Annotated in this window: 21 protein-coding genes; 13 read left to right on the forward strand and 8 right to left on the reverse strand. The window is 67.6% G+C overall.

All coding sequences use genetic code 11. The features are described 5' to 3' along the window. Positions 1–44 precede the first annotated feature (44 nt). The 10 genes from LRS14_RS04650 (at position 45) to LRS14_RS04695 (ending at position 10,896) form a co-directional block, all read left to right on the forward strand. Positions 45–818: a virB8 family protein gene (locus LRS14_RS04650; protein WP_257798771.1), complete on the forward strand. Its 774-nt coding sequence runs from the start codon at positions 45–47 to the stop codon at positions 816–818. Then, on the forward strand, positions 815–1,735 hold the full coding sequence (locus tag LRS14_RS04655; protein ID WP_257798772.1) for a TrbG/VirB9 family P-type conjugative transfer protein: 921 nt from the start codon (positions 815–817) through the stop codon (positions 1,733–1,735). The genes LRS14_RS04650 and LRS14_RS04655 overlap by 4 nt, the downstream gene beginning before the upstream one ends. After that, positions 1,732–3,186: a type IV secretion system protein VirB10 gene (virB10, locus tag LRS14_RS04660; RefSeq protein ID WP_257798773.1), complete on the forward strand. Its 1,455-nt coding sequence runs from the start codon at positions 1,732–1,734 to the stop codon at positions 3,184–3,186. Before LRS14_RS04655 ends, virB10 begins: the two co-directional genes overlap by 4 nt. After that, positions 3,183–4,274, forward strand: coding sequence for a P-type DNA transfer ATPase VirB11 (gene virB11, locus LRS14_RS04665; protein ID WP_257798774.1), 1,092 nt, complete (start codon positions 3,183–3,185; stop codon positions 4,272–4,274). The genes virB10 and virB11 overlap by 4 nt, the downstream gene beginning before the upstream one ends. After that, positions 4,271–6,307, forward strand: a complete 2,037-nt coding sequence (locus LRS14_RS04670; protein ID WP_257798775.1) for a type IV secretory system conjugative DNA transfer family protein — start codon at positions 4,271–4,273, stop codon at positions 6,305–6,307. Before virB11 ends, LRS14_RS04670 begins: the two co-directional genes overlap by 4 nt. 16 nt (positions 6,308–6,323) lie before the next feature. Next, positions 6,324–6,977, forward strand: coding sequence for an OmpA family protein (locus LRS14_RS04675; RefSeq protein ID WP_257798776.1), 654 nt, complete (start codon positions 6,324–6,326; stop codon positions 6,975–6,977). A 109-nt stretch (positions 6,978–7,086) separates the two neighbouring features. Continuing rightward, positions 7,087–8,151, forward strand: coding sequence for an LPD7 domain-containing protein (locus tag LRS14_RS04680; protein WP_257798777.1), 1,065 nt, complete (start codon positions 7,087–7,089; stop codon positions 8,149–8,151). Between the two features lie 10 nt (positions 8,152–8,161). Beyond that, positions 8,162–9,427: a DUF1173 domain-containing protein gene (locus LRS14_RS04685; RefSeq protein ID WP_257798778.1), complete on the forward strand. Its 1,266-nt coding sequence runs from the start codon at positions 8,162–8,164 to the stop codon at positions 9,425–9,427. Positions 9,428–9,504: 77 nt separating this feature from the next. Then, the gene (locus LRS14_RS04690; RefSeq protein WP_257798779.1) at positions 9,505–10,128 is read left to right on the forward strand and encodes a type IV toxin-antitoxin system AbiEi family antitoxin domain-containing protein; all 624 of its coding nucleotides are present in this window, start codon (positions 9,505–9,507) and stop codon (positions 10,126–10,128) included. Between the two features lie 114 nt (positions 10,129–10,242). After that, positions 10,243–10,896 carry a type ISP restriction/modification enzyme gene (locus LRS14_RS04695; protein WP_404977531.1) on the forward strand — a complete coding sequence of 218 codons (654 nt, stop codon included), beginning with the start codon at positions 10,243–10,245 and terminating at the stop codon, positions 10,894–10,896. A 15-nt stretch (positions 10,897–10,911) separates the two neighbouring features. Here LRS14_RS04695 and LRS14_RS04700 read toward each other — a convergent pair whose 3' ends face one another. From LRS14_RS04700 to LRS14_RS04720, 5 genes are all read right to left on the reverse strand, one after another. After that, positions 10,912–12,006: an XRE family transcriptional regulator gene (locus LRS14_RS04700; protein ID WP_257798780.1), complete on the reverse strand. Its 1,095-nt coding sequence runs from the start codon at positions 12,004–12,006 to the stop codon at positions 10,912–10,914. Then, positions 12,003–12,611 (reverse strand): hypothetical protein, encoded by a 609-nt coding sequence (locus tag LRS14_RS04705; protein ID WP_257798781.1) that lies wholly within the window; start codon positions 12,609–12,611, stop codon positions 12,003–12,005. Before LRS14_RS04705 ends, LRS14_RS04700 begins: the two co-directional genes overlap by 4 nt. Positions 12,612–12,635: 24 nt before the next feature. Next, entirely contained in the window at positions 12,636–12,881 is a 246-nt protein-coding gene (locus LRS14_RS04710; RefSeq protein ID WP_257798782.1) for a hypothetical protein, read from the reverse strand. A 94-nt stretch (positions 12,882–12,975) separates the two neighbouring features. Further along, positions 12,976–13,947, reverse strand: a complete 972-nt coding sequence (locus LRS14_RS04715) for a relaxase/mobilization nuclease domain-containing protein (protein ID WP_257798783.1) — start codon at positions 13,945–13,947, stop codon at positions 12,976–12,978. Between the two features lie 15 nt (positions 13,948–13,962). Next, on the reverse strand, positions 13,963–14,538 hold the full coding sequence (locus LRS14_RS04720; protein ID WP_257798784.1) for a hypothetical protein: 576 nt from the start codon (positions 14,536–14,538) through the stop codon (positions 13,963–13,965). A 315-nt stretch (positions 14,539–14,853) separates the two neighbouring features. Here LRS14_RS04720 and LRS14_RS04725 point away from each other — a divergent pair, with 315 nt between their 5' ends. The 3 genes from LRS14_RS04725 (at position 14,854) to LRS14_RS04735 (ending at position 16,473) form a co-directional block, all read left to right on the forward strand. Beyond that, complete coding sequence (locus LRS14_RS04725) at positions 14,854–14,994, forward strand: hypothetical protein (protein WP_257798785.1); 141 nt, start codon at positions 14,854–14,856, stop codon at positions 14,992–14,994. Between the two features lie 286 nt (positions 14,995–15,280). Beyond that, on the forward strand, positions 15,281–16,015 hold the full coding sequence (gene stbB, locus LRS14_RS04730) for a StbB family protein (RefSeq protein WP_056321107.1): 735 nt from the start codon (positions 15,281–15,283) through the stop codon (positions 16,013–16,015). Beyond that, entirely contained in the window at positions 16,012–16,473 is a 462-nt protein-coding gene (locus tag LRS14_RS04735; RefSeq protein ID WP_056322094.1) for a hypothetical protein, read from the forward strand. The genes stbB and LRS14_RS04735 overlap by 4 nt, the downstream gene beginning before the upstream one ends. A 78-nt stretch (positions 16,474–16,551) precedes the next feature. On the opposite strand, the gene LRS14_RS04740 is transcribed toward LRS14_RS04735, so the two are convergent. The 3 genes from LRS14_RS04740 to LRS14_RS04750 all read right to left on the reverse strand — a co-directional run bounded on the left by LRS14_RS04740 (position 16,552) and on the right by LRS14_RS04750 (position 17,742). Further along, positions 16,552–16,863, reverse strand: coding sequence for a type II toxin-antitoxin system RelE/ParE family toxin (locus tag LRS14_RS04740; protein WP_056321111.1), 312 nt, complete (start codon positions 16,861–16,863; stop codon positions 16,552–16,554). Beyond that, positions 16,860–17,144 (reverse strand): YlcI/YnfO family protein, encoded by a 285-nt coding sequence (locus LRS14_RS04745; protein WP_011829266.1) that lies wholly within the window; start codon positions 17,142–17,144, stop codon positions 16,860–16,862. Before LRS14_RS04745 ends, LRS14_RS04740 begins: the two co-directional genes overlap by 4 nt. Before the next feature lie 244 nt (positions 17,145–17,388). Next, positions 17,389–17,742, reverse strand: a complete 354-nt coding sequence (locus LRS14_RS04750) for a hypothetical protein (RefSeq protein ID WP_056321114.1) — start codon at positions 17,740–17,742, stop codon at positions 17,389–17,391. Positions 17,743–17,805: the final 63 nt, after the last annotated feature.

Raw genomic sequence — 17,805 nt, forward strand, 5'->3', positions numbered from 1 at the left:
GAATCGCTGCGCCGGGCCGTCGGCGCAGTCCCACGGAGGTCCTCATGAGTGCCGTCCTGACGCCAGGAAGAGCCGCTGCATTGTCTGATCGCCCACCCGATCGAGCACAAGCCGATCCCGAGACGACTGCGATCGAAGCCAATCGCGCGTGGGAAGTCGACCTCGCGCTGATGCTCGAACGCTCGGAGCGTCGGGCCTGGTGGGTCGCCATCGCCGGCCTCGTGCTGGGCCTGATCGGCATCGCAGCGGTCTTCGTCCAGGGTCCGCTGCGCCGCGTGGTGGAGATCCCCATCGTGGTCGACCGTGTCACCGGCGAGGCCACGATTCAGCAACGCCTGTCAGTCGAGACCATTCCGCCGATGGAGGCGCTCGACAAGCACAACCTCGCCAACTTCGTTCGCGCCCGCGAGGGCTACAGCTGGATGTTCCTTCAACGCGACTTCGACCAGGTGGCGCGTATGGCGGTGCCGGCGGTCTTCGCCGACTACAACCGCCAGTTCGAGGGCGACGGCGCGCTGCAGAAGAAGATCGGTGCCGCGGAGGACTGGCGCATCAACGTCATCGGCGTGCGCCTTGCCGCATCCGGGCGCGCCGGCAACCAGGGCGAGGCCACCGTCACCTACGACAAGGTGGTCCGCCTCACGGATCGCAACCTGCCCGAGGTCACCACCCGGCACGTGGCCAGCGTCGTCTACCAGTACCAGCCCAAGGTGCTGGCCAAGGAGCGAGATCGGCTCGAGAACCCGTTCGGCTTCGTCGTCACCGCCTATCGGTCCGATCCCGAGATCAACACCGCGGCACCGGGGGCCAAGCCATGAAGCCGCTGGCCTGGCTGGCCGCCCTGGGCTGCGTCGCTGTCTACGGCTCCACGATGGCCGCCGCGGAGCGTGCGGATCCGCGCCTGCGCGAGGTGGTCTATGACCCACGCGCCGTCGTCACCGTGCCTGTCAAGCGCGGCGTCGTGACGCTGGTCGTGCTCGATGCCGACGAGGCGATCTACGAAGTCGCCGCCGGCCTGGGGGGCGACTGCACGAAGGCGGATGCTGCCTGGTGCATCGCGGCCCAGCCCGGAGGCCGAAACCTGTTCGTCAAGGCCAAGAGCTCGGCCAGCGCCGCGAACACCTTGGCCGTGGTCACCGACCGCCGCACGCACAGCTTCCGCTTCGTCGTGCTGGCAGACGGCGACCCGAAGCCGCCTGTCTACCGGCTTGTCGTAAAGGCACCGGCCAGGATGGCACCGCCGGCGCGCCTCGCGATGCGCGACGCGGCACCACTGATGGCGTTGCCTGCTATGCCCCCACCCCCGTCACCTCATCAGGTCGTGGCCGAGCGCCTGCAGGCCAAGCCGCAGGTGATGAATACCCAGTACTCGATCGCCGAGGGCGCCGGCTCGCAGGACATCGTTCCGACGCTGGTCTATGACGACGGCCGCTTCACCTACCTGCGCTTCCCCGGCAACCGCGAGGTACCGGCTGTGTTCCATGTCCTGGGTGACGGCAGCGAGACGCTCGTCAACGCCCGCATGGAGGACGACCTGCTCGTAGTGGACCGCGTCAGCCGGCGGCTGATGCTGCGGGCCGGCTCGGCCGTCGTCGGTCTGTGGAACGAAGCCTTCGATCTGGACGGCAGGCCCCCGGGCGACGGCACGACGGTGCCTGGCGTGCAGCGCGTACTGAAGGCCGACGTTAGTGGCAACAACGCGCCCTCCGACGTTCGCAAGGGAGCGACACCATGACGCACGATCCGAACGACTCGCGCGACCGAGACCCGGGGTTGGACGCTGACCGCGAGCCCGACGGCAACGCCATCTCGCCCCTGCCAGGCGAGCCGGGCATCCCCAACGTCGCCGCCCGGCAGCGTGTTTCGATGTCGAAGAAGGGGTTGCTGGCGGTTGCGCTGCTCGTCGGTTCCCTCATCGCGGTGGCGGCTGTCACCATCCAGCGCTTCTCGTCCAGCGGGAAGAAGGCCGACGAGGCGGAGTCGAAGCTGGTGCGGGACAAGCCGACCGCAGCCACGGCCGAGCCGCGCAGGCTCGAGATGCCGCCCGCTCCGTCCGCCAGCGCAGCGATGCCCACTGCACCGCACATCCCGGCCCTGACACCCACGGCCGACGAACTGGCCGAGCCCATTGGCGTTCGGCGGACCGGATCGGCGGCACCCGCATCGGGTGGCCCGAAGGTGGTCCCGCCGGAGGATGCCCCCGTCCTGCTGGTCAGCACCCGGCCGGGGGCACTCCCTCCGCCGGGGGCGTCCACCCGAAGGATGGATGCCGGTGCACCGCCCGACGAGAACCCAGCGGCGGGCGAGCCCGCCGACGCGAACGATCCGATCGCCGCGACGTCGCGCAACCTGCAGGGCTATCAGCGCCAGCTCCAGGGCCTGCTCGACAACCTGACCAAGACTGCGGCGCTGGCCACGGGCCAGGCCACCGGGCAGATGCCGTCGGGGGCCCTCCTCGGTGGGCCCCCGATGGCAGGCACCGCACCCATCGGTGCGACCCCCGCAGGGGGTGGCCTGTTCGGGGGCCAGCTTCAAGGGTCGGCCACCCCCAAAGTGGCGGCCTCGATGCTAGGCAACCGCAGCCTGATGCTGCCCAAGGGCACGGCCTTCACCTGTGCGCTGAAGACCAAGGTGATCAGCGCCACCTCGGGCCTGGTGGGCTGCCAGGTGCAGCGCAACGTATTTAGCGACGACGGCCGCGTGCTGTTGATCGAACGCGGCTCGCATCTGGACGGCGAGTACCGCATCGCCTCGGTCCGGCCCGGCACCGTGCGCATCCCCGTGCTCTGGACCCGCATTCGCACGCCGCTCGGCGTCACGGTGGACATCGACTCCCCGGGTACCGGTCAGCTCGGCGAGTCGGGGATCGACGGCTATGTCGACAACCGCTGGGGCGAGCGCATCGGCGCGGCCATGCTGCTGTCGCTGATCGACGACTCGGTGAAGCTCGTCATCCAGAACCAGGCCAATGACCGGCAGGCCGACACCATCGTGCTGCCATCGACCACGGCCAACACCAGCAAGCTGGCCGAGAAGGTGCTCGACAGCACGATCAACATCCCGCCGCTGATCTACCAGAACCAGGGCGGCATCGTCGGCATCTACGTCGCCCGCGACGTGGACTTCTCGTCGGTGTACGAGTTGAAGCCCACGGCCGGCACTCCGCCTCGCGAGGGCACGCCATGAACCAGACCGCCTGCGATCACGAGGACCTGGTGAACCCAGATGGGGGCTGGTGCGGTGACGCCACGTCGGTCGTCGAGTTCCTGCGCCCGCTGCGCGACCAACTCGATGCACCCGGTGTGCTGGAGGTCTGCGTCAACCGACCGGGCGAACTGCTCGTCGAGACGGTGCGCGGCTGGCAGGTCGTGCCGGCGCCGGAGATGACGCAGGAACGCTGCCTTTCGCTGGCGACCGCGGTGGCCACCTTCTGCGACCAGCGGGTCAACCAGGAGCGCCCGCTGCTGTCGGCCACGCTGCCCAGCGGCGAGCGCATCCAGTTCGTCATCCCGCCAGCGGTGCCGCGCGGTACGGTGTCGATCACGGTGCGCAAGCCGTCGCACCTGATTAAGCGGCTTGACGATTTCGAGCGCGAGGGCCTGTTCGAGCGCACGGCCACCGTAACGCGCACACCAAATGCGGAGCTGCTCGCCTTCGAGCGTGAACTGACGGAGCTGAAGGACGCAGGCCGGTACGCCGAGTTCCTGCGCCTGGCCGTGCGCAAGCACCAGACCATCGTCGTCAGCGGCAAGACCGGCTCGGGCAAGACCACCTTCATGAAGGGCCTGGTCGAGGAAGTGCCGAAGCACGAGCGCCTCATCACGATCCAGGACACGGCCGAGCTGACGCTGCCGAACCACCCAAACGTGGTGCACCTGTTCTACAGCAAGGATGCGCAGGGCACGGCCCGCGTGACAGCCAAGTCGCTGCTCGAAGCCTGCCTGCGGATGAAGCCCGACCGCATCTTCCTGGCGGAAGTGCGCGGCGACGAGTGCTTCTACTTCGTGCGGCTCGCAGCCTCGGGCCACCCCGGCAGCATCACCAGCGTTCATGCCGGCAGCTGCGCGCTGGCCTTCGAGCAGATGTCGCTGATGATCCGCGAGACCGGCGCCGGCGGTGGCCTGCGCATGGACGAGATCAAGTGGCTGCTCAGCGTCGTGGTCGACGTGATCGTGCAGTTCGATCGCGACGAGCGCGGGCGCTTCATCTCCGAGATCCTCTACGAGCCCCGGCGCCAGCGGCTCGGGCGCTGGGATCAGCAGGCGGCGAAATGAGCAGCATCGCCGCCCTGCCATTCTCGGCCTGGCCCACGGGTCGCAAGGTCGCGGCCGGCGCCTTCGCCATCCTCGGCTACGCCGCGCTGGCCTGTGCGGCGGTCTACCTGGCCGGTGTGCTGTTCCTGGTGCTGAACAAGGCGAACCCAAAGCAGGCGCAGCTCATCAGCATCGTCCACTACTGGGACCTGTACGCTGGCGATGCTCAGCTGCGCAAGAAGCTCCAGCTCGCGATCGGCGTCTCGGGGATCGGCCTGCTGATCCTGCTTCCAGCGGGCCTCGTCGCCGCCGCACGGCCCCGGCGGGCCCTGCATGGCGATGCCCGTTTCGCCAGCCCTGCCGAGATCCATCGCGCGGGGCTCACCGGTAGCGACGGGCAGCCGGGCATCCTCATCGGCCGCCACCGCGGCAGGTTCCTGTCGCTGCCGGGCCAGTTGTCGGTGATGCTGTCCGCGCCCACCCGCAGCGGCAAGGGCGTCGGGGTCGTGATCCCGAACCTGCTGAACTGGCCCGACTCGGTCGTAGTGCTCGACATCAAGGGCGAGAACTACGACATCACGGCCGGCTACCGCGCCGCACACGGCCAGGCGGTCTACGCCTTCTCGCCCTTCGACGACGCCGCGCGCAGCCATCGCTGGAACCCGCTGACCGCCGTGCGCCCCAGCCCGCTGCACCGCGTAGGCGACCTGCTCACCATCGGCCAGGTCTTCTTTCCCAACGATGGCGGTGGCACCTCGTCGGAGGCCTTCTTCAACGACCAGGCTCGCAATCTGTTCCTGGGTCTGGGCCTCGTTCTCCTCGAAACCCCCTCGCTCCCTCGCACCATCGGCGAGATGCTGCGCCAGTCGTCGGGCAAGGGCCGGTCGCTGAAGGACCACCTGAGCGGCCTGATCACGCAGCGCCGCGAGGAAGCCTCATCCACAAACCCGCCGCTGTCAGACGAGTGCGTCGATGCCCTGCAGCGCCTGCTGTCGAACTCCGAGAACACGCTGTCCAGCGTGGTCGCCACCTTCAACGCGCCGCTGACGATCTTCGCGGATGCGGTGGTCGACGCCGCCACCAGTGCCGACGACTTCCGGCTCGAGGACGTGCGCCGCCGCCGCATGTCGGTCTACGTGCGCATCCCGCCGAACAGGCTCGCCAACGCCCGGCCGCTGCTGAACCTGTTCTTCTCGCAGCTCGTCAGCCTGAACACCCAACACCTGCCCGAGCAGGACCCGACGCTGAAGGTGCAGTGCCTGCTGGTCAACGACGAGTTCACGGCCATGGGCCGGGTGGGCGTCATCACGACCGCCGCCGCCTTCCTGGCCGGCTACAACCTGCGGCTGCTGACCGTGGTCCAAGCCATGTCGCAGCTGGATGCCGTCTATGGCGACAAGGAAGCCCGCACCTTCGCCACCAACCACGGCCTGCAGATCCTGTACGCCCCGCGCGAGCAGCGCGATGCCGACGAGTACAGCGCCATGCTTGGCCACTTCACCGAGCGCGCCACCTCCCGCGGGCGCAGCCGGTCATTCAGCGGCCATGGGAGCAGCACCGTCAGCCGTAATGAGAGCGAGCAGCGCCGCGCGCTGCTGCTGCCGCAGGAGTTCAAGGAACTGGGCAGCGAACGGCTGGTGGTGATCTTCGAGAACTGCAAGCCGATCCTCGGCGAGAAGATTCGGTACTACCGCGACCGGGCCTTCACGTCGCGCCTGCTGCCGGCACCTTCGGTGCCTCGCATGAACATAGACCTGCACCTGGCCCGCGTGCAGGAGCGCTGGCGCTACGCCGACGATGAGCTGGGCCCGGGCGATGGCTTGGACTATGAGCAACTGGCCTATGACATGAGCCGGCTGCCCGAACTCGGCGACGCAGAGCCCGGCCAGGTCGCCGAAGGCATCCTCGATTTCATGGTCGGCCCTCGGCCGGGCGGATCCTCGATCGGCGGCGCGATCGAAGCCGTCGCCGACGAGGACGGCGTCCTACTCAGCGAAGACAGCGGAGTGGTCATCGCCGAACTGTCAGCCATCGAACGCGCCGATATCACCTAGACCCGGGAGCAACGCCATGCGAACCCGCATCGCCCTCACACCCTTCGTGCCCTGGCTCTTCTCGCTGGCCTCGTGCAGTTCCCCGCCGAAGCCGCCGACGGTCGACGAATCGCAGAAGCGGCCAGTGAACTCCCAGATGGCCGTCGAGCTGCAGGTCTGCAAGAACGATCTGCAGAACACCCGCCTGCTCGCCACCGAGACCAGCCGCATCGCGGAGACCACCTCGGCCACGTTGGCGAACATGGCGGCGCGCCAGCAACTTCTGGCCGCCATGCAGGCGCCAGCCGCCCAGCAGGTCAAGGCCAACAGTGTCTTCACCGTGCGGTTCGACTTCGGCAGCACGCGCGTGGCCATCCCGCCCGATGTCACTGCGGCCCTTGTCGAGGATGCGAAGGCGTCACCGCTGGTCCTGCTGCGCGGGCGCACCGATGGCACTTCCGACGCGCCGGCCGAGAGCCGTATTGCCCGGGAGCGGGCAGCGGCGGTTCGTGACTACCTGGTGGCCGCGGGCGTGGACCCGGCCCGCATCCGCGCTACCTATCAGCCGGCTGGCGACCACGTCGCCGACAACGCCAGCGCCGGAGGCCGCAGTCTGAACCGCCGTGTCGAGATTGAGCTGTACCAGGCGCTACCGGTAGCGCTCAGTACGACGGCTGTTGCCCAGCCCTGAGCCTTCATCCAACGAGTCATTGTGAGGTCGCCATGGATGCAGACAACCCCCCGTCCGCCAGGCTGCGCCGACCCAGGGCGGCACCGTCGAGCCCGCCAACCGGCCCCCGGTGGCCATCGCGAAGTTCCAGACGCCGGACCCGGAACCCGGCGAACGCTACGAGCTGCGAGACCCCTTCGCCGAGGTGACCTACCGCGCGAGCACCCTCCCAGAGATGGTCGCCAAGGCGGACCAGCTGGGCAGCACGCGATTCGTCGCCGTGGCCGCGGACGGCAAGCGCACGCCGATTCAGAAGGTCGACGGCGCGTGGCAACGCGGTGAGCCGCGTCCGGCGCCGCCCGAGCGGCCGCTGGACCCAGCGCGAGCGCGCGACGAGGTTCCCGAGGTCGCAAGCGCCGCCCCAACACCCGGTGCCAGCAAGGCCACTGCGCAGCCCGAACAGGTCGATGCCAAGGCCGTTGCGAAGATCGACGCCCAGGCGGAGCGATCCGTACTCGTCGCGCGCCTCGAAGCGGCGCTGAAGGAGCGCTACATCATCAAGCGGGCTCCGGTGACGATGGGCGACGTGACCCTCGGCCGCACCGAATACCGCTTTCGCGGCGACACCTCCCGCGTGGCCTTCACCGAGTCGACGTTTCGCCTCGCCACCGACACCAACAGCCCCTCGGTCGCTCGGTCGATGGTCGATGTGGCCGAGGCGCGCAACTGGAAGGCGCTGCGAGTGTCCGGCAACGAGGACTTCAAGCGCATGGTCTGGCTCGAGGCATCCGTGCGCGGCGTGAAGACCCTGGGCTACGAGCCGAACCCCGGTGACCTGGAAGTGCTGAAGCGCGAGCGCGAGGCGCGCCAAGTCAACCGCATCGAACCGGCCCGGGATGCGAGTGGCGGTGCAGCGGCAGCGCCGGCCGAGAAGGCATCCGCCCGCGGCGGCGGTGGTCGCAAGGCAGTGCTCGCCGCCATCGAGGCGGTGCTAGTTGCCAAGAAGGTGCCCGAGAAGCAGCGCGCCGCCGTGATCGCCGCCGCGACCGAAAAACTGGCCCAGCGCATCCGCGACGGCCAAGTGCCCAAGGTGAAGGTCTACGACAAGGCCGCGCCGTCGCAGCGACTCGTCGTCGTCGCCGCGCCTGAGATGCAGCGCTCGCGCGACCGCGCCGCGCCGGCACCGGCGCGGTAAGGCCACGCCCGTGGAGACTTCGGCCCGGGGCATCGCGGCACCTGCCGCGTTGTACGAGATCGCCGGCAGGCGCTTCGAGATCGGGTCGCGAGGGTTCGCAGATGCCGTCGCCGACGCCCACGCGGCCCACCAGCGCCCACGTTGCCTGTGCCAGGTCGAAGGCGTCGAGATGTACGTGGCGCGCCTTGGCGAGGGATACATCGTCAAGCGCATGCCCGACACGGGCATGCGCCACGCGCCCGACTGCCCGTCCTACGAGCCGCCGGCCGAGTTCTCCGGCCTGGGGCAGGTGCTGGGCAGCGCGATCACCGAAGACCCGACCACCGGCGAGACGACGCTGAAGCTGGACTTCCCACTGACCAAGATGCCGGGACGATCGCAGATGCCACCAAGCGGTAGCGACAGCGACAGCGTCGCCAGCGACGGGACCAGGCTCTCATTGCGCGGCCTGCTGCACTACCTTTGGGACCAGGCTGAACTGACACGCTGGCATCCAGGCTTCGCTGGAAAGAGGACCTGGGCCACAGTGCGAAGGCACCTGCTCCAGGCGGCCGAAAACCAGCTCACTCGCGGTAGCCCGCTGCGCACCCGTCTCTACGTGCCGGAGCCGTTCGCGCCAGACCAACGCGATGCAATCAACGCCCGGCGCCTGGCGCATTGGCGGCCTGCCGTGGCAGCGACCGGGAGACTCCAGCAGCTGATGCTGTTGATCGGGGAGGTGAAGGAAATCGTCCCGGCGCGATACGGGTTCAAGGCGGTGGTGAAGCACCTCCCAGACCAGGCCTTCGCGATCGACGAGCACCTGTACCGACGGCTCGGACGCCGCTTCGAGTCTGAACTGGCGCTTTGGGGGGCCGCGGACGACATCCACATGATGATGGTTGCGACCTTCAGCGTTGCCGCGACGGGGGTTCCCACCATCGCGGAACTGTCGTTGATGCCGGTAACGCGGCATTGGCTGCCTGTCGAAGACGGATTCGAGAAGCAGCTCATTGAGCAACTGGTCGCTCAGGGGCGATCCTTCGTGAAGGGACTGCGCTACAACCTGGGCAAGGTCAGCGCGCTGGCGTGCGCAGCGCTCACCGACTGCGAGGGCTCAACACCCTCGCTGTACATCGTTGACGCTGGCAGCCAGGACCGTGAACAGCACCGTCAGGCCCCCTCGCCTTCGGGCTCAGTGTGGCTGTGGAATCCATCTTTCGAGGCGATGCCATCGTTCCCGCCAAGGCACCCAAGTCAGCCGAGAGCAGCTGAGACCGCCGTCGAATGCCGGTAGACATGCGGTTGTCGGCAACCGAACCGGGATGGTATAAATCATCGGACGCTTACTTCGTTCGACCTAGGATTCATAACATGCCCGCCCCGATCGCTTCAACCCAGCGCAGCCAGGCGCTGGCGCTGCTCAAGCGACGGGGGTTGCTGCGGCTGGCAGAGTTTGGCGAGGCGGGCATCACCGCGACGACCGTCAGCCGCATGGAGCGCGCCGGCGAGGTCGTGCGCCTCGCCCGCGGTCTGTACCAACTCGCCGACGCCGCGCTCGATCCGCAGCAGTCGCTGGCTGAGGCGGCGCGGCTCGTGCCTAAAGGCGTCATCTGCCTGGCGTCTGCACTGGCGTTCCACGGCCTGACCGACCAGATGCCGCCGAAGGTCTGGATCGCCATCGGCCGGAAGGACTGGCGCCCGCGGGTGAGCTACCCGCCAATCCGCGTCGCCCGGTTCTCTGACGAGCTGCTTCAACGCGGCGTTGAACACAAGAAGATCGCCGGCACGCCCGTGCCTGTTTTCGGGGTGGCCAAGACCGTGGCCGACCTGTTCCGCTACCGCCGAACGGTAGGCGATGCCCTCGCTATCGAGGGCCTGCGCCAAGCACTACGGCAGCGCAAGGCCACGCCAGCGGATATAGCGCGCGAAGCCAACGTTGCAGGCGTCTGGGCCACGATGGAGCCCTACGTGATGGCGCTGACCAGCGATGCCTGATCACCCACGCAACATGGGCGCCTCGGTGCGCCAGCGGCTGCTCAACCTGGCGCATGCACGCGGCCACCCGCCGAAGCTCAACAACCCGAGCTCTTTGCCGGCAAGGCGAAGCAGGTGGTTCGCCAGCGACGCGACGCGATCACGGACGAAGGCCTTGCACACTTCCAAGCGGCGTATCCGGGCGAAGCCATCGCTCGTGAAGACATCTTCTACTACGTGTACGGGCTGCTTCACTCGCCCGACTACCGCGAGCGATTCGCCGACAACCTTGGCAAGGATCTGCCGCGCATCCCCTGCGTCACCTCGGCCGCAGATTTCCGCGCCTTCAGTCAGGCCGGCCGAAACCTTGCACAGCTGCACCTCGGGTACGAGTCGGTGGCGATCTACCCGGCCAAGGTGGACGGCGACGAAATCGGCAAGCCCCCTCGCCTGCCCGCCGCAGAGTACCGGGTCGAGAAGATGCGCTTCGGCAAGTCGGGCAAGGACAAGGATCTGAGCACGATCCACTACAACCACCGCATCACGGTCAGCGGCATCCCGAAGGAGGCCTACGACTACGTGGTCAACGGCAAGCCGGCGATCGAGTGGGTGATGGAGCGCCAGGTCATCAAGACCGACAAGGACAGCGGCATCGTCAACGATGCCAACGACTGGGCAGTCGAGACCGTGGGCAACCCACGTTACCCGCTCGAGCTGCTGCTGCGCGTGATCACGGTGAGCGTCGAGACGATGAAGATCGTGCGTGCGCTGCCGCCGCTTGCGATCTGACTCGGCCCCAGCCGATCAGGCCATGGCGAAGAGGTTGACCACCTTGGCGTCGTTTGCATCCTCTTCGTCACCGAGCAGATCGCGCAGCAGCTTCGGCTGCACGCACATCTTGCGGGCTACGGCGGCGAGCGGCACGCCCATCTCGTCGGTCATCATGCGCAGGCCGTCCTTCACCATCTCGGGCTGCTCCACCGGCATGAATTCGTCTTCGCGCTCCTCGATGGCCTCGCCATGGCGCTTGAGCGAGATGTAGCCGGCGCGCACCTGGTCGTCGGAGAAGACGCCGAGCTGACGGCCGCGGTACAGCAGCGCTGACTTGGACACGCCCCAGCGTTGCTTCAGCTGGCTCATGTAGTCCCAGTTGATCCTCGATCCGCGCAGCGCACGGTGGCTTTCAGCGAGGAAAGACGCACGCGGCAGCAAGAACGAGCTCGCGAAGCGGTTGGCCTGGGTCTCGGTCAGACGGTCGCCGGTGAGCACGCCGATGTGCAGCGCAAAATGCCCAAGCTCATGGGCGATACCAAAGCGCGCACGGCAGGCCGACCGCCCGGAGCCGTTCAGCGCAATCACAGGACGCCGCGTTGCGAACGACACGGCGTCGACTTCATTGGCCAAGCCGTTCACACGCATGACAACGGCGCCGGCGTTCTCAGCTACACGCGTGATGTTGCTGATCGGCCCCCAGCCGAGGCCCCAGGCACTTCGGCACTGCTCGGCGCCACGCTCGATCGATTCTTCGGAGGTCGGATCCGCCTCGGCGATGCGGTAGCCGGGCATGTCGAGGTGCTCTTCGAGCACGCACACCAGTCGCTTGAGCATCTCGCCGCGCGCACGGGCGTACTGACGCAGGGCCACCTTGGTGGTCAGCTGCTTGCGGAAGTGACACTGCTCTTCAGTGAGCGGCATCGGGTCTACATGCCGCAGGAACTCGGGAAGGATGCCCAGGTGCTCAACGAGCGCCTGCTCCAGAGACGCAGAGACCGGCTCGGCGCCGGTCTCCACGCGACTCAGATACTGCTTGGACTTGTCGAGCCGCTCGCCCAGGTCGGTGAGCGAGAAGCCATTGAACAGCCGCGCGAGACGGATGTTCGAGTAGATGATCTGGCTCATGGCCCTGCAGATGCGACTGCCTCGTCATCACCGTCACGACGGCGCTTCGGCGCGATGACAGGCTTTGGCACCTCGACGGCTGCCGGCAGCGAAGGGGTCGCTTCGCCGATGCGGCGCACACCGCCAGAGATCCAGCGGCAAACCACTTGGTCGGCGTTGGAGAACCCAAGCAACTCGACGCGAGGGTCACTGGACTCATCGGCCCCGCAGTCGATGACGAAGACAAACCGCGCAGCTTCGCCGGGCTCGGCTTCTTCCAACAACGGCATTTGGAACAGGTGCGTTTCCAGGACCGCGCGCTTCTTCGGCGCATCGGCATCGTCGTTGCTGAACCGGCATGGGATGCCGTTGATCGCGAACACGATGTCGAGGCCACCATTCATGACCTTCAGCCACGGGTGCCGGCCAGACAGGTACTCGAGCATGATGCGTTGCTTCTGTCGGCCGAAGCGCGCAGTGCCGCGGGTGTAGGGCGTGTCAGTGTCCCGGACCAGATCGTCTTCCGTGGCTCGCCACTCCTCGAGCAGCCAAGAGGCGACGAGCTGCAGGCACTCCTCCTTGAGTTCGGAGGGAAGGCGACCGTCAGAGGGTTTCAGGACCAACATGGTTTGTGCAATCCAGGAAGAACGTCAACGCATTATGTGCGTTTTCATCGATCCGTCAACCTCACACCCTTCCGGGGGCTGCTGCACCTCAGCGATCGGCACGACGCGTTGGCCGTTCACCCATACGTCGCCACCGGCAACCTCGATCAGCATGGCGCCGAACGCGCTCTGCCATAGGTAGCGCAGCACTCCCTCTGTCGCCAGATTGAGCGTCGATTGGTTGGCGGGTTGGACCCCGAGCAAGACCTCGGGCAGCGTGGGCGCGTTCATGGCGGTGGGCGACGACAGAGGCACAGGCAAATACTGTACATCTATCCAGTATCTTTGCCATCGTCCGATCCCGACACCGCGCCCGTACCTGCTGTCAGCGTGATCGACCATCGGATCCCGAAGGACGCATCAGCGGGTCTAGCCCAACACCGCCGCGCGTCAGCTGGCCCGTCGGCTCCATGCCGCTCGCATAGCTGTTGATCGCTGCCGCAAGTTTCCGATCGCCCGCATCGCCAGACTTGGCCAGCGCTGTGGCAATCACCTGCCAGGCCCTCTGCGCCTCCGCCAGCGTTGCTTCCGCGCGAGCGCCACTCTTCGCAGCAGGTCTGGTGGTCCGCAGCCGTCCATCCTCGCGCGCCTTCACCCGCCACAAGGGGTCGTAGTTCCGACTCCTACCGCGCGTAGCCTGTCGCGTCGCCTCAGCTTCGATGCCGTACCCACGCAGCTTCTCAGCGAAGGTCTCGCGCCACCGGTGCAGGTCGGCCTTGCGCGGGTTCAGGCGCTTTCCGGACTTGGACTCCGCGCGCACGCTGATGTGCACGTGCGGATTGGCCTGGTGATCGTGCAGGACCATCACGTACTTGTGGTCCGCCAGCTCGGCTTGGGCGAACTCGCGCGCCGCGCGATGCACGGTCAGCGGGTCCGTCCCACGGGGCATCGACAGCATGATGTTGTAGGCCTCGCGCCGGTGACCGGGTTCGGCGTCATCGGGGATCAGTGAGCCACCAAAGCGCCATTCATCGGCCAGCTCGCGCAAGGTGTCCTTGCCGCGCATCGTCTCGCCCCGCTGGTCCTCGATTTCCAGCCGGCCGTTCTTGCTGATGTAGCGGAAGTGCGCAGCGATGGCCTTCATGCTGCGTCCGCCACCTGTCACCTTGACCATCACCTGCGGCGCACGTCGAACCACCGTCGCCTCGATGCGCTTGCGGATGGCTGCAGCGCGAAGGCGTGCCGCGTCCCCACTCAGCCTGGGTTGCGGTTTCACCTTGACAACCCGATTACCTGGGTAGAACAGCCGATCGCCCCAGGTAATCAGGATGCCGTCGATGTTGGGGGCTTGAGCCATGGGGAACTCCTTTCGTCACGGGGCTGACCGAGCCGTGGGCCGAGTGCTGCGGCTCTGTGGCTGCAGGTCGGCCAAGACACGGGCGGCCAACTCGAGATGCCGGCGCACGTCACCGGCCAGCGTGTCCAACATCTCCCGATAGGGCCTTGCGGGTTCCACATTGGCTTGGCGCAGCAGCGCCGTCAGGCGGTGGACGTTGCGACTGAGGGTCGACAGTTCGGCGCAGGAAGCCAACAACGTGGCGATGTGTTCTGCCCGGCTCCCACCGGCGGACAGCACGGGCACGTTGGCGATGAGACCGGCCAGGTAGGCGCCGCGCGAGAGGCCTGCGGCACGGGCGCCAGCAGCGAGCTGACGAGCCTCATCGGCGGACATCCGAATCGACAGCTTGACGCTGGCGGCATTTGCAGGGCCTGAGGTGAGCGCATTCATACGGCTGGCCTCGCCATCCGCCGCGAGCCCGAGATCGCGCGCCACCGCGCTGCGGACCAGCACCGAGACGCTCACCCGTTCCGCCTGCGCACGCGCCACCAGCGCGGCCTTCAAGCCGCGCATCTCGACCGTGACGAAGTCATGGGTGGAGTTGTTCATGATCCGACGAATGGAGGGGCGCGGAGCGCTTGTGAAACTGGCGGCAGGCCGCCTATCTCTGCACTCACCTTGAAGACCAGTATTGGCTTGGATCGAGGCAGCTTGCCTGCGAGATTCGGGCCGAAATGCTGCGCGGTCGCGGCCTGTGGCTACTCCTACGATGGACTCTGCGTAGCCGATGCCTAGGCGATGCGTACGCAGTGGTTAGGCGATGAGTAAACGATGCACAAGACTGACCAATTGGTGGTCAGCCGTTGCACAAACAGCGCAGCGCTTGCACAGCTACTGCATAGCGACTGACTCGGAGAGGAGCCGATGAACCTGGTCCCCGTCCGCCCTCCGGGCCCGAACGCGCGCAAGGCTCGATCGTTCTCTTCCGAGATCCTTCAACTCAGGGCGCAGGGCTACACCTTCGAGGCGATCCGCGAAGCGCGGGGGCCGCCGGCGTGTGCGTGAGCAACAGCACGGTCCAACGGGAGGCGGCCAGGGCTGCAGGGCATCCGCCGGCAGCCGCGTCGGCGGCCGAAGCTGGAGGACATCGACGCGCGTCGCAGCCAGCTCCCGCGCCAGGTGCGTCGGCCCATGCCTCGGAACCTGCCTCTTCATCAGGCCCCGCATCACCCGCCATTAGGCGCGACGCCCGTACCAGCACATCGGCCGACCGCATCAGCGGCAAGGAAAGCGCCGAAGCCTTCTTCAACGCCCACCCGAGCAACCCCCTCTTCGCTGCCAAGGAGTCCCCATGAAACTAGCCGTCATCAACTTCTCGGGCAACGTAGGAAAGACGACAGTAGCCCGTCACCTGCTCGCCCCGCGCATTCCCGGCTGTCAGGTCGTCGCGGTGGAGAGCATCAACGCCGACGACGGTCAGCCGGTCACGATCCGCGGGCGTCAGTTCGCCCAGCTTCAGGAGTTCCTGCAGAGCGTCGACGACGTGGTTGTCGATGTCGGCGCGAGCAACGTCGAGGAGCTGCTCAGGCTGATGCGGCGCTACCAGGACAGCCAGGAGGACTTCGACGGCTTTGTCGTTCCCACCGTGCCGGCGCGCAAGCAGCAGCAGGACACGGCCGCCACGCTGGCGGAACTGTCACGCATCGGCGTGCCGCCGGAGCGCCTTCGGGTAGTCTTCAACCAGGTCGACGACGACAGTCCGATCGAGCGCACCTTCGAAACGCTTCTCGCTTACTGCGCCTCGACCGGCGTAGCCCAGACCTGCGCGGCAGCGTGCATCTCGTTCAACGAGGTGTACGCGCTCGTCCGCGGCAGCGGCCAGTCGCTCGCCGAGCTTGCGGCCGACGGCACCGATTACAAGGCCGCGATTGCCAATGCCGCTGCACAGCCGGACAAGCTGGCGCTGGCGCAGCGTCTGGCAACCCGCCGCCTGGCCCGGGGCGTCATCCCCGAACTCGACGCGTGCTTCGCAGCGCTGGAGCTGCATCGCCTCCCGTCGTGCCAGCAGGCGACACCGACGGCATGACGCATCCCAGCACGACGCGGGAGGCGCTCATTGCCGAGGCCCTCGATGACGCGGCCAAGCTGCTGCGACAGGTCGAGGCACTGGCACCGGCGCTGGATCAGTCGCGCCAGGCGCTCGCCGATGCGCACAGCGGACTCGCGGGGCAGCTGGCCGCGTTTGAAGCCCAGGTGACGGCGCTCACCGAACGGGCCAAGGTCCAGGCAGTCAAGCACGTCCTCGTACGCACTGACGAGGCGGCGAGGCGCTCGGTCGAGCTGCAGGCGCGGGCGATGGCCGACGCCGCGCGCGTGGCGCTCGGTGCGGAGCTCGGCGCCACGCTGCAGCGGCTCCAGTCGGCTGCGCAGCCACGGGCGGAGTCGCCGCGACGGCGCTGGGAGCCATGGCTGACGCATGCGGCGGCTGCGGCGACCGCTTCCGCCGTCACCTGGACGGTGGCCGTCATGATGTGGGCGCGTTGAGCGCGCTTGACCCGCCAGGCGGGACACATCGGACAAAGGGAACCGGCCCCATGGCGAACCGCCGCACCGCTGTTGGCGTCAGTGGTAATCGTCCTCGAGCTGGTGACGCACGGCCAGGACAGTCACCGTCGCTGCATCCTCGATCTCGAAGAGCGTCACGTAGCCGCTGCTTCCAAAGGGGATGAGCAGTTCGCGCAGGAAAGGGTCTTCGTCGGCCTTGCGGTAGATGAACGGCGAGCGCCTCAGGCTCTCGACCGCGCCGGTGATCGCCCCTAGGGCCCGCTCGGCGAGATCGAGGTCCTCGACCGACGTGGCGCGATCGAGCAGGTACTCGTAGAGCCGCGTCAGGTCATGCCGGGCCGACGCGCTGTACCGGACGACAAAGCTCACGCACGGGCCTTCTTCTGCAGCCTCGTTCGGGCCTGGGCCAGCTTCTTGGCAAGCTCGGCGTGAACCACGTCGGCGTCGATGTACACACCCGTGCGCTTGGCCTCCTCGCGCGAGGCCAGACCACGCGCGATGAACTCGGCACGGACGCGGCGTCGCTGGATCGTCTCCCTCACCGATGCCTCGATGAATCCCGACAGCGTCTCGCCTTCCTGGAGCACGCTCTCGGCGGCTTCGCGCAGTTCGGGCTCCACGCGCAGCGACGGCAGGGTGGCGGATTTCATGGTGGGCAGTCAGTGCGTTGCAGTTGCGATGCATTCTACGCGGACCGTCTGCCCACCGCCAGATGGGGGCAGCAGCGTCGACGCAGCGCAGGCTCCCGGTTGCCTGGCGTGCACCCCTCGACGGGGTGCCGCCGGGCCACGCGAGCCGGCCGACACGCAGTGGAGGCCGGCGAGCGGCCGTACAGCTCGTCTCGCGGCGAAGCGCGCGTGGCGGTCGATGCTGGGGCGATAGGCCGCCGCGCAATCAAGATCCTTCCGGCCAGCGCAGGCCCCAGCCCTCGATGACGGCGCGCACGCGGGCGTCCCCATCGGGAATGAGCGTGTGCAGGTCGGCCCGGCCCCAGCGCAGCGCGTCGAGGCAGCACAGCATGTCGTCGCTGATGGCGATGTCGACGGCGCGCAGCTCGAACAGGTCGAACTTGAAGGCCCGGCCGTTGTAGGTCGCGGCCAGGAAGCGCGCGACGCGCGGAATCTGGCCGGAGTCGCGCTCCTCGGCCAGCTTGAGCAGGCGCGCGAACGCCTGCGCTCCTGCCTGGGTCGCCTGGCGCGACCGGGTGTCGAATTCCGTGAGCGCGGCTTCGATCGCATCGGGACTCATCGGCGCCTCCTCGGACCGTGTGGGAAGACCAGCCCGATGGTCGGGCCGGTGCGGCACGGACAG

The organism is Aquincola sp. J276, from assembly GCF_024700035.1.
GTDB lineage: Bacteria > Pseudomonadota > Gammaproteobacteria > Burkholderiales > Burkholderiaceae_C > Aquincola > Aquincola tertiaricarbonis.